The following is a 12,785-nucleotide window of genomic DNA, read 5'->3' on the forward strand; positions in this document are numbered from 1 at the left end:
CTACTCACTTTCATAATCCAGCAACACCCCTTCACTGATCCATTTTGCCAATGCCTGCCTATTATCTGGATCTACGATCCTTACTTGATCTTTGGCATTTCTAATATTACCAATTTCGATAAAGGTCATAGCAGGGTGAGTCTTTTTCACCAAATAAAGAGAGGTTCTATCCTCAAAAGTACCAGAGTAGCTTCGGTTTGGTTGGTATTTCTTATACTTGGCTTCAAAGGTCTTATGAATACTTTGCGCCAACCTTTTACCATTTTTACTATGCTCATGATGATAAAAAAACACATCTATGTTCTGCCCCTCACTTCTACTATCTACATGTGTAACTATCAATCTTTGATAGTTGCCTTTATTAGATTTATATAAATCATTTACAATTTCTACACGCTGCTTTAATCTCGCAACTTGATTTAAAGGTATTGTTTTGTCTAAATAAGCCACCTCATCATGGTCGATCTCTAAAATAAAATCATCTCTAATACCGTCATTGGGATCTTGTATAATAATATAGACTTTTGCGCCATGGGAAAGCAATTCTTTTGCCAAACGCAAAGTTATGTCATATGCGTATTCATCTTCTGCAATGGCCTTACCGGCATATATGCCCATTGCCCCGGGATCAGGACCGCCATGACCGCTCACCAAATAATATATAGTACCTTTTAGTCGCTCACTTTTCTCAATGACATTTTTATGCTTCTCACCAAATATATCGTAAGAAACACTTTCCAATTCCTTAATTTCCTTAGACTGTATCTGCAAGGAATCTACAATTGCCACAGTATCTAATTTTACAGCTGGCATAATATATGTTCTACCCGCAATAAGATGTACACTATCGCGTAAATTATCATTGTTCAACAACACAAATTCATCAAACACTTCATAAGGGTCAACACCTTGCTTTCTTAACAGTGACAATATACCGTCACCAGGTTCTGCAACAATAGTTTTTAATGAATCTTGCCCAAAGCAAAAAACACTTAAAAACATACATACTACTATGGTAAAATTATTGTAATTCATCTTGGTACCAAACGCAAGGTCTATGCCATAATTTGCGGAAGACCTCTCATAAAGACACAAAGATTGCTAAAAATATTGACCAATACCAAAGACAATACCATTGTCTCCGTCTTTTGTGATTCCGTAGCCGTAATCTATTCTAAATATTGCATTGAAAATGCGCTTGTGCATAAACCTGAGCCCTAAACCTGGGTAAATTCTAAGGTTTTCACTTTTCCATAAGTCATCAAACCCACCAGCCGGGTTTCTCCATGTACCACCATCAATAAAGAAATTTCCTTGTAGCACAAATTTATTTTTTTCGATGATGGTTTGTCTGTATTCCGTATTCAGCACAATCATAGCGGTACCCCTATCTATAGTGTTGCCTACACCTCTTATATTTAAGTTATTATCTACGGTAAAAGGAGCGAACGGACTGTCCACGTTACTTGCCAAACCTAAACGCAATCTATTGGCCCAATTTCCCCGATCTCCAATTCTTTTAAAAAAGGTGAAATCGTTAAAACCAATTAAAAACTCAGGTAAATTATCATCGGTACTACCTACGTACTGAAAATTTAGTTGACTTCTAAATCCGTCTAAATAATGATAGTAATAGTCCAACCCGTTATAATCATAAATAAATTTGAACAAATGCTTATCAACATTTAAGTTCAATGGAACATCTGCACTGGTAGCACCGTCAACATACGCATAATCCTCAGTAAAAAAACTGAAACCAAATTCCATTCTGTTGAATAAATTGAACTCATACAACGCCAACAGCTCAAATCCTGTATTGCTATACCTATAATCTGCGGTATCGTTTTCAAAAAACACCGGCTCAAGTGTTGTAAAATTATTATAGTTCAATGCTAGACCCAACTTACTGGTAACCAAGTAAGGTGCCCTTACACTTACCCCAAAAGAACTATAATTATCATACTGATAAAACGCTCCTAAAGTAATATTTTGCCCAAAGGAATTAAATTCTTGCAGCCCTACCCTAAATGCGAAATTATCATTGGAAGAACTAAACAGATTGGCAAATGGTATTAAAGTAAAATTTTCCTCTACAACATATTGCACAGTACATTGGTCACTAGGTAATAAATTCACCTTATAATATGCGTGAGATATTGAGGGCAGCTTTTTTAAACGGAGAATATCTTGATCCATTACTACAGTATCCAACTCCATACCTTTCTTTAAGGTAACCAGCTTTTCAATAAAAGAAATCTTAGTCCGCTTTGTTCCTGAAATCTGCAGTTGACTTACCTCATTGGTTTGCCCATACGCAGATGAGCATACTAAAAACAGTACTGCAACAACCAACAGCATACCTTTACATTTGCAGGTATTTAAGTCATAAACCATAAGGACATTTCATCTTGACTCTCAATATAGAACAAATTAAGTACGGAATCAATTTTAGTTAAAAACAACATGACTTAAACCAAAAAAGAGTCTAATTGCCTTACAACAATAGACTCTTTTAAGAAACACTCAAATAAAAATTAAAAAATACCTCTTAACCCTAGATTAAATGTTTGTCCTAAACCGGTATTACTACCGCGTACAAAATTAGTATACAGCAATTCTAGGTTCAAGGCACTTGTCAACTGATATTTTGCACCACCACCAATGGCAGTGAAATCTTGTGCAAAATTGTTACCTAAATCCAATCGTTGAGAATGTTGCGCCAAAGCTAAAACTGTGAATTTACTCGAAGGAAAATAGCTCAAGAACAAACCTGGGGTTAGGTTTAAACTATTATTGGCAAAGCTCTCTTCTTTATCACCAAAACTCAACTCTGAGTTTATTTCACTAAAAAGTTGCCATTTGTCTCCCGGAAAAGTATAGTCATAGAAAAATCTATTCTGCCATATGTAACCTTTTTGATCTAGGAAAACCCCGTTTTCAGTTTCATTATCCACTAACGGAATAAAGAAAGAACTCTGAATGGAAAAATTACTTACCGATGCTATTGGCACAAACTTTATAGATGGTGCAATAGAGGTAAGTCCAGATCTAGCCGTGTTGTTTTCGCCATCAAATTTAAAAACATCAGTAGCACTTCTATCACCGATCACGTTAGATCTAAATTCTAAAATAGCACCTATATTCCATCGTTTATTGGTTCCTACACCTGTATATCCTTCTAACGTAGAGGTAAAAAAGGTTTGTCTAGGTTCAGTACCGTCTGTAAAAGTACTTTTGGTCTGTGTGTATAAATTGTTGAACCATTTTACATCATACTGACCCTTACCTACCAATTTTGAAGGTGTATACTGTTGAATATTACTTTTCTGCTGCAAACTATCTTGAGCAAAGCCCGATATTATTGAGCAAAAGAAAACTATTGAAAATATCGTTTTTGTTGAAACTCTCATCTTTGGTTTTTTTTAAAAATTCTAAATTGATTATTTGGTTTCGTTCAAAGACCAGTCATAAGGATAGTAAGATACCTTTGCCTTTTCTGGTAATTGTTCTTTTCTGTAGGTATTAATAAAATCTACAGTACTTCCTTTTTGTTCAAAATCTCCCTTATACCACTCGAATAATTGTGAAATTTGCACCTTATTCTTATTCACTTTTATAAAATTGGGGTTGTTCAACGCCAAAACCGTTTGTTTTTGTAGCTGACTGTTCAATGTAGCCGGTTTATATGCCGTATTTATAATAGGAGGACAACCCAAACCTGCACATACCAATACAAAATGAAATCTTGCTTCAGAAGGAAATTCCGCTCTCAGCAAATTATTCTCTATACCGTTCAAGGTTATGGATTTACCGCCAACCTCATGTTTAGCTTTATCAAAAAATCCAGGAACATCCAATGGTGACTTTAATGGGTAATTGTTTACAATACCATCTATGACCAATAAATTATAAGCATTGATCCAGAAGGCTTGGTATTGTGTAGCATCAGATTTAGAAACCGAAATACCCTTTGCTATTTCCAAAACGGCATTTAAACTTTTTGGGTCATTTTTAATTGCGGCATACTTCACTTTGCCGTTCACAACATTGGCTTTAAAAAAGCTATCGCTTTTGCTAAAAAAAGTAGTTAAATCTTGTGCCGTTATACTGTTTACAGCAAAAAAGATAAACAAAAAAGGTATAATAGTTTTTTTCATGGTAATCTTAATTTAAAATTGCTTTTGAGATTGTTTAAGTCGGTCATTTTTTAAAAACCATACAAACAAAAAAATATTTTTCAACGATTTTTTCAATACTTACGTCTCAATTAATCACTGATTTTCTGGATGTTACAAAGACGTTTTAATTTCATTAAAACGCAAACTACGATTAAAAGTATCACAGAGTTATAACAAGTTTATAATCTTTCTAAATTAAAATGTAGCTGTTAAGTTATTACCTTTAATACCGACACAACCACCAACAAAATCATTTTATGGATCATATTGTAATTATAGGTAATGGCATTTCTGGGGTCACTTTAGCTAGACATATTCGTAAACTATCGGACAAAAGAATTACTATTATTTCTGCAGAAAGCGATTATTTCTTTTCGCGAACAGCCCTAATGTATGTTTACATGGGCCACATGAAATTTGAACATACACAACCTTATGAGAACTGGTTCTGGAAAAAGAACAGAATTAATCTTATGAAAGGTTTTGTTGAAAAAGTAGACACCGATTCTAAAAAATTGCTTTTAAAAGGAGGTTCTACTGTTTCTTATGACAAATTGGTAATTGCAACCGGCTCAAAACCCAACAAGTTTGGCTGGCCCGGTCAAGATTTAAAAGGTGTACAAGGACTGTATTCCAAACAAGATCTTGAAATGTTAGAAAAAAATGCCCCTAACAACAAGGTGTGTAATAGAGCGGTAATTGTTGGCGGCGGACTTATAGGTATAGAAATGGCAGAAATGTTACGTTCTAGAGAAATACCGGTCACCTTTTTAGTTCGTGAAAAAAGTTTTTGGAACGGTGTGCTACCCGAAGGAGAATCCGCAATGATCAACGAACATATCATAGAGCACCATATAGATTTACAGTTAGACACAAATCTTGAAAAAATTATTGCTGATGATAACGGTCATGCCAAAGCTGTTGTTACAGATAAAGGTGAAACCATTGAATGTAACGTTGTTGGCCTAACTGCCGGTGTTGCCCCTAATATAGATTTTCTAAAAGATTCTGGCATAGAAATAGGCAGAGGTGTTAAAGTAAATAGATTTTTAGAAACCAACATAAAAGATGTATACGCTATTGGCGATTGTGCAGAGCAACATGAAGGCATAGGTAGCAGAAGACCTATAGAGGCCGTATGGTATACCGGTAGAATGATGGGCGAAACCCTAGCACAGACTATTTGTGGAAACCCAAGAAAGTATAATCCCGGTCATTGGTTCAACTCTGCTAAATTTTTAGATGTGGAGTACCAAACTTACGGATGGGTGTTTAGTGAACGAGGCAAAAAAGAAACTGAACAGCATTTTCATTGGAGACACCCCGAAGAAAAAATATGTATTACCGTAGCGTTCGACAAAGACACTAATCAATTTTTAGGTATCAACACTTTTGGCATACGCATGAGACATGAGATCTTTGACCAATGGTTAACGGAGAACAAAGATATTGACCATGTAATGACTTACTTAAAAGATGCCAATTTTGATCCGGAATTCTACAAACTACACGAGGACGCAATTGTTGCCAAATACAATAGCGATTACAACAAGAACATTAATCCGAAGAAAAAAAGTTGGAAACGAATTTTCAGCATCGCCTAACTCAATTATTAAAATAAAAACACACCTACCATGGGTAATTTAAATAGAAGTATGTCACTTGCGGGAGAACCGCCAAAAGCTTTGAACACTGGCCAAAAATTGGCTGTAATAACAGGTATGACCGGTATGGGCATTCTTATTTTACAATTGTTCAATTTAAATTTAGGCAATAGTGCACTATGGCTTTCAATAGCTATTCTTGCCATTTTTGCCGGAATCATTTGGTTTTCACAAGCTGCATATGCACATAAACATAAAGGGATAAAAAATGATGGGGTTTGGTTTAAATCAATGTCCAGCAGAGGTGTACTAGCCTGGATGGCAGGTATCGCCTTAACAGGATTCTACATTGTTCTTTATTTTTATCCGCAATATTTAGGGCTAGTAAAAGATGGTGACAACACTGGTTTAATTGCATTATTTGACCCCTTGAGCAAAGCTTTAAGTGGCAACCCAGCCAGCCAATGGTTTGTTTATGGTACGCTATATACCGTAGCTATTTTAGCTTTTGGAGCTAAATTTATTTGGAAATACCGTCATAATAAATACGAACAGTTAAGAACGGTAAGTGTTATGTTCTTTCAAACGGCATTTGCTTTTTTTATTCCAGAAATAATGGCGCGTTTAAATGGAGATTTACCGTATTACGATTTAAAAAATATGTGGCCTTTAAACTATTATAATTTTGAACGTTACCGTATTAATGGCTTTATAGATTCTGGTAGTGTGGGGATGACCATGTTATTCTTTGGGATCATATCCATATTTGTTATATCTCCTTTCTTGACCTATAAATATGGTAAACGTTGGTACTGCTCTTGGGTTTGTGGTTGTGGTGGCCTGGCAGAAACTGCTGGAGATTCTTTTCGTCAATTAAGTGATAAATCTAAATTCGCCTGGAAAGTTGAGCGATGGGTAGTACACAGTGTAGTAGTATTCGTAACCTTAATGACTACTGCGGTAATCTACTCCTATTTAGGTAACGACACCAGTAAATACTGGCTAACAAAAACCATGTTTATTTCTGGCGTTGCCATTATTTTAACCGCTGTATTTGCGTGGGTAATGATTTACAAAAGAGACGAACTTGAGAAAGATGCCAAATATGGCGCTATTGGATATTTTACCATAATAGCGGTATTAATAGGCATGCACTTTTTTAGTGGCTCTGGAAACATATTCATTTTTAAAGCAGAAACCCTACGTTCTACCTATAGCTTTTTGATCGGTAGTATTTTCTCCGGGGTAATAGGAACAGGTTTCTACCCCATTTTAGGAAACCGTGTATGGTGTAGATTTGGATGCCCAATGGCCGCAATATTAGGATTTCAGCAACGTATGTTCTCTAAATTTAGAATTACTACCAATGGTGGTCAATGTATTTCCTGCGGTAACTGTTCTACCTACTGTGAAATGGGTATAGATGTACGTGCTTACGCTCAAAAAGGCGCAAATATTGTAAGATCTAGTTGTGTTGGCTGTGGTATTTGTTCCGCTGTTTGCCCTAGAGGTGTATTAAAATTAGAGAACGGACCAGAAAAAGGACGTATAGACTCTAAAGAAGTTTTGTTGGGCAATGATGTTGATTTAATGGATCTTGTAAACAAAAACTAGTTGTATTCAGTAGGGTCATTTAGAAAATGCCCAAAATTATCATCTAGGAAAAAGAACATGAAAGATTGGTTTTAGCTAATCTTTCATGACCTTTACAACGTAATAACCACCATAGAAAACTAAAAATGAATCGCTTTCTTTTTATCATAATTCTTTTCTCTTTGCATTTGCAGGGGCAAAAAGAAATCAATTATCCTGAGGTAATTTATGGTAAGGAAAATATAAGCGCCAGCTGGGTTAGCCACCCAGATATTAAAGGAGGAGAGGACACTGCAGTGTTATTTAGAAACACTTTCAATATCACCGATTCCAAAGAGGATTTCATCATTAATATTTCTGCAGACAATCATTACTTTTTATATGTAAATGGGCATTTTATTACCCACGGTCCGCAATTAAGCGACATTCAGCACTATAAATTTGAAACCTTAAACTTAAAAGACTATCTAAACCAGGGCAAAAACGTTATCGCCGTTAAGGTCATCAATTTTGGAAAAAGGAGATTCTTAGGCATGCAGTCCATATTTACTAGTGTTATGGTAAATGGCGTTACCAACAATGCAAAATTTATCAATACCACTGGAAACAATGATAATTGGCTAAGCACCATAGACCAATCATATAAAGCCAATGAAGTGGTTTGGAGAGGTATTGGAGAAAAGGCGATCGTTGGCGGATTCTATGCAAACAATCCAACCGATATTGTTGATATGAACCACTACCCAACAAATTGGGAAACGTTGGATTATGATGATTCCAGGTGGAAAAAGGTTGATTTTTTTGAGAATGCCAGTAGCATGGGCGGTTCCATTGCCTATTTATTAGAACCTCGTAATTTGCCTTTGCTTTCGTGGGATCAAGAACGTGTAGGTAGTATTGTAAGGTCAAGTAACCCTATTGACACCGCTTTCCCAAAATCAGGTGAACTTATAGTTGCTCCAAACAAGAATATTACTTTTTTAATCGATCGACAATATGTTACCAACGGTTTTCCTGAACTGATTTTCAGCAAAGGAAAATCAGCCAAAATCACTATTAAATATGCCGAGAATCTTTTTGGTGAAAACAATGAAAAAGGCGATCGAAACAATATTGAAAACAAACAGCTTTTAGGGTATTTCGATGAAGTTATTTCTAACGGTAATGTGGCTCAAAAATTTATTCCTAATTGGATGCGCACTTTTCGTTTTATAGCATTTGAAATAGCTACCAAAGACCAAGAACTTATTTTAGAAAAGTTTGTAAATCATAGATCACGAACAACCATACCATCCATCGCAAAGTTTACATCTGACAATACCTTGTACAATGATATTTTTGATATCTGCAAACGTACTATAGATATCTGCACACAAGATTATTTTTTGAGCGATGCCTATTATGAGACCATGCAATATGTTGGCGATACCAAAATACAGGCTTTAATTTGGCAGGCATTGAGCGGGAATACGGCACATACTAAAAATGCCATTCGCCAATTTGATCATTCCAGGGATTCTGATGGCAATATATTGGGCGCCTATCCTCTGCGCTCCACATTTATTTACCCTACCTATTCTTTGGTGTGGGTAGATATGATTGCCGATTATTATAAAACCTCTGGTGACAAAGCATTTATACATACTTACAAAGACGGCATCACCAATACTTTAGCTGGTTTTGAAAAGAACATGAATGAGCTTAATTTGGTAAACAAAACACCCTATCGGTATTTCGTTGATTGGTATACAGGACCCAATAATGGCAGTGGTACGGCAACAAAAAATGATGGTCTTAATTCTGCCGTTGTAAGCCTACATTATGTTCATGCACTACAGAACGCCGCACTACTTTTTAAAGAAATAGGAGATGATCATACCTATAACAGCTATAAAAATAGAGCGCAAGAAATTATAGCATCGGTCAACAAACATTGTTACGATGCCAAAAGAAAGCTCTTTGCTGAAAGACCAGACAAGACCATTTATGATCAACATACCAATATCATGGCCATATTGACCAATGTCATACCATTGTCAGGGCAAAAAGCATTATTATCAAAAATTTTAACCGAAAAAGATTTATTACAGGCTACCTATTACTATCGCTTTTATCTTTTTGAAGCGATAAAAAAAGTAGGTGCACCAGAGCTATTCGACCTTGCACAAAAACCTTGGGAGCAAATGATCGACGATCATATGACCACTACACTAGAACGTTTTGAAAGTACAGAAAAACCAACACGTTCAGAGGTTCATCCGTGGAGTGCATCACCAGCCTATTTTTATTTTAATTATTTGGCGGGCATCCGGTCCGTAAAAAATGATTTTGAAGAAGTTGAGATCGTTCCCGCTTTTGGTGAGCTAAATGAAATTAAAGGTTTACTCCCCACATCAAAAGGGAATATTGAATTTGAACTAGAAAAAAATAAAGAAACGTTATCCGCTGTAATAACCATTCCAAGCAATATGATCGGAAATCTGGTTTGGGGCGGCAAAAATATTGCACTAAACAAGGGAAAAAACCACTACACCATACAAAGGGACAAATAGCAAGTAAAATTGCATACCGTATGAAACCAGTGAATTAAATGAAATAATATGAAGCTATTAAAACCCACATACGCCGTATTGATCTGTTTAGGATTGTTAGCTTTTATAAAGCCCGAAGACAAACATTATAAGCGTAACTTTTATGATGACGGCACCATAGAAAGTGAAGGATGGATGCGGTATAATACAAGAACAGATTACTGGACTTTTTACCACCCTAACGGAAACAAATCTCAACAAGGATTTTATTCTTACGGTAAAAAAGACAAATATTGGTTTTTCTTTGATGAACACAGAGTTAGAACTAAAGAAGGACGGTTTAAAGATAATAGTGAAATTGGTTGGTGGCTCTTTTACGACCCACAAGGGCGTATTAACCATAAATGTCAATTAACAAATGGAATAAAGGACGGATATTGTTTAAAATATAAAGATGCAAAACTCATATCTGCCGAAAAATATAGTAAAGGAGAAAAAATTAAAGAATGGACATCTTTTAGGGCCTTTACACATGAAAATAGTTTATCTGATTTAAAATAATGACAGACATAAAGGTAATTATACCAGCTTTTAACGAAGCAGATTCTATAGCACATGTCATCAACGAACTGCCCAAAACGGTATCTGAAATAATCGTTGTAAACAATAACTCTACAGATGACACAGTAAAAAATGCAAAAGCCGCGGGTGCAACGGTACTCACAGAAAACAAAAAAGGCTATGGCTTTGCATGCTTGCACGGGTTAGATTATGTAGCAAAAAAATCTGAACAACCAGATATTATCGTATTTATTGATGGAGACTATTCTGATTATCCGGAAGAGCTGGATAAGGTAGTTGCCCCAATTTTGGAAAATGACATTGATTTTGTAGTAGGTGCCAGAGAAAAAAGTTTAAGAGAAGAGGGTTCCATGACCCCACAACAGGTTTTTGGCAACTGGTTGGCCACATTTTTAATGCGTTTGTTTTTTGGCGCAAAATTTACGGATTTAGGTCCATTTAGGGCAATTAAATACGAAAAGCTCAAAGAATTGAACATGGAAGACAAAACTTATGGGTGGACAGTTGAAATGCAACTAAAAGTTCTTAAGAAAAAAATGACATATACCGAAGTACCAGTACGTTACAAACGAAGAATTGGTATCTCAAAAGTATCAGGAACCGTAAAAGGTAGTATATTTGCTGGCATAAAAATTTTGGGGTGGATCTTCAAATACAGTATTAAATAATATGGAACTAGCTTTAGCATATTTCATCATCGTAATTTATAGTATTTCTTTACTATTAATTTTCTTTTACAGCTTGGCACAGCTAAATCTGTTGATCAATTATTTATCACAAAAGAGACAGAACCAAACAGCACCAAAATTTAACCTGTTAGACCCAAAAGAAATTCCGTTCGTAACCATACAACTTCCGGTCTTTAACGAAGAGTATGTAATGGACAGGCTTTTAGAGAACATCGCAAAAATTGAATACCCAAAAAGTAAATTGGAAATTCAGGTTTTAGATGATTCTACGGATGATACCGTAATAGCTACCGCTGCAAGCATAGCTAAATTACAGGAGACCGGTCTAGACATACAACATATTACAAGAACAGACCGATCTGGTTTTAAGGCAGGTGCCTTAAAAGAAGGATTAAAAATAGCTAAAGGTGAATTCATCGCTATTTTTGATGCAGACTTTTTACCGGCTGCAGACTGGCTTAAAAAAACCGTTATCTATTTTAAAGATGAAGAAATAGGTGTGGTGCAGACCCGTTGGGGCCACCTAAACCGAGACTATTCCACTTTAACTAAAATACAGGCGTTTGCTCTTGATGCCCATTTCACTTTAGAGCAGGTAGGGCGTAACAGTAAAGGTCACTTCATCAACTTTAACGGTACCGCAGGTATTTGGCGTAAAGAGTGTATTCTTGATGCCGGTAACTGGGAAGGAGATACCCTCACAGAAGATTTGGACCTAAGCTACCGCGCACAGTTAAAAAACTGGAAATTCAAGTATTTAGAAGATGTAGAAACCCCGGCAGAACTACCTGTAGTTATCAGTGCCGCTCGTTCACAGCAATTTCGTTGGAACAAAGGTGGGGCAGAGAACTTTAGAAAAACGGTTTGGAGCGTTATTACCGCAAAGAACATTCCATTTAAAACCAAGTTCCATGGTGTTATGCACTTGTTGAACAGTTCCATGTTCTTATGTGTGTTTTTGGTAGCTATATTAAGCATACCATCGCTTTATATTAAAAATACCTATGGTCATTTGGATTGGGTATTCTCTTTGTTAAGCTTGTTCACGATAAGCACCATTATATTGTTTGTCTGTTATTGGTTTACCTACAAGAGTATACAAGGTAGCGGCTTTGATAATTTTGTAGATTATATACGAATTTTCTTTACTTTTTTCTCGGTTGCGCTTGGGTTCTCTTTACATAACACCATTGCCGTACTTGAAGGTCATATGGGTAAAAGAAGTGAATTTGTACGTACTCCAAAATTCAACATTAGCTCATTAAAGCAAAGTTGGAAGGGAAACAAATACCTAGCTAAAAAATTATCGCCCAATATGATATTGGAATTTGCATTAATGCTCTACTTCATGTTCGGTATGTACAGCGCCATACCATTAAATGATTTTGGACTGTTTCCATTCCATTTTATGTTATTTCTAGGGTTTGGGTTTGTATTCTTTAAATCTTTGACCTCAAGGGCTTAAAAGCACTATAATTGCAATATTTTAAAAAGATAACTCAACTGGGTTATCTTTTTTTTTCAAGACATCCTAATATAACCTGAACGCCAGAAAGACCATTTACACATTTATTTTTTATACAATAGAGGGTAAAAAAGATTTTCACT

At 35.8% G+C, this 12,785-nt stretch carries 10 protein-coding genes; 6 read left to right on the top strand and 4 right to left on the bottom strand.

The annotated features are described in order from the left end of the window. The 4 genes from VBZ51_RS06020 to VBZ51_RS06035 form a co-directional block, all read right to left on the bottom strand. Complete coding sequence (locus tag VBZ51_RS06020) at positions 1-1,002, bottom strand: N-acetylmuramoyl-L-alanine amidase family protein (RefSeq protein ID WP_254780377.1); 1,002 nt, start codon at positions 1,000-1,002, stop codon at positions 1-3. A gap of 99 nt (positions 1,003-1,101) precedes the next feature. Beyond that, entirely contained in the window at positions 1,102-2,358 is a 1,257-nt protein-coding gene (locus VBZ51_RS06025) for an outer membrane protein assembly factor (RefSeq protein WP_416576369.1), read from the bottom strand. A gap of 176 nt (positions 2,359-2,534) precedes the next feature. Next, positions 2,535-3,410, bottom strand: coding sequence for a hypothetical protein (locus VBZ51_RS06030; protein WP_416576370.1), 876 nt, complete (start codon positions 3,408-3,410; stop codon positions 2,535-2,537). A gap of 30 nt (positions 3,411-3,440) precedes the next feature. After that, positions 3,441-4,157 (bottom strand): DUF547 domain-containing protein, encoded by a 717-nt coding sequence (locus VBZ51_RS06035; RefSeq protein WP_416576371.1) that lies wholly within the window; start codon positions 4,155-4,157, stop codon positions 3,441-3,443. A gap of 278 nt (positions 4,158-4,435) precedes the next feature. Between VBZ51_RS06035 and VBZ51_RS06040 the strand changes: the two genes are divergently transcribed. From VBZ51_RS06040 to VBZ51_RS06065, 6 genes are all read left to right on the top strand, one after another. After that, positions 4,436-5,782, top strand: a complete 1,347-nt coding sequence (locus VBZ51_RS06040; RefSeq protein WP_416576372.1) for an NAD(P)/FAD-dependent oxidoreductase — start codon at positions 4,436-4,438, stop codon at positions 5,780-5,782. A gap of 30 nt (positions 5,783-5,812) precedes the next feature. Continuing rightward, positions 5,813-7,396, top strand: a complete 1,584-nt coding sequence (locus tag VBZ51_RS06045) for a 4Fe-4S binding protein (protein WP_058105030.1) — start codon at positions 5,813-5,815, stop codon at positions 7,394-7,396. A 125-nt stretch (positions 7,397-7,521) separates the two neighbouring features. Beyond that, the gene (locus VBZ51_RS06050) at positions 7,522-9,927 is read left to right on the top strand and encodes a hypothetical protein (protein WP_416576373.1); all 2,406 of its coding nucleotides are present in this window, start codon (positions 7,522-7,524) and stop codon (positions 9,925-9,927) included. A 48-nt stretch (positions 9,928-9,975) separates the two neighbouring features. Beyond that, positions 9,976-10,467, top strand: a complete 492-nt coding sequence (locus VBZ51_RS06055) for a toxin-antitoxin system YwqK family antitoxin (protein WP_071340416.1) — start codon at positions 9,976-9,978, stop codon at positions 10,465-10,467. Next, a complete protein-coding gene (locus tag VBZ51_RS06060; protein WP_286813836.1) occupies positions 10,467-11,156 on the top strand; it encodes a glycosyltransferase family 2 protein in 690 nt (229 codons plus the stop codon). The genes VBZ51_RS06055 and VBZ51_RS06060 overlap by 1 nt, the downstream gene beginning before the upstream one ends. Position 11,157: 1 nt before the next feature. Further along, on the top strand, positions 11,158-12,642 hold the full coding sequence (locus tag VBZ51_RS06065; RefSeq protein WP_058105027.1) for a cellulose synthase family protein: 1,485 nt from the start codon (positions 11,158-11,160) through the stop codon (positions 12,640-12,642). The last annotated feature ends 143 nt before the right edge of the window (positions 12,643-12,785 follow it).

It is taken from the genome of Maribacter sp. HS (genome assembly GCF_048059195.1).
Classification (GTDB): domain Bacteria; phylum Bacteroidota; class Bacteroidia; order Flavobacteriales; family Flavobacteriaceae; genus Maribacter; species Maribacter dokdonensis.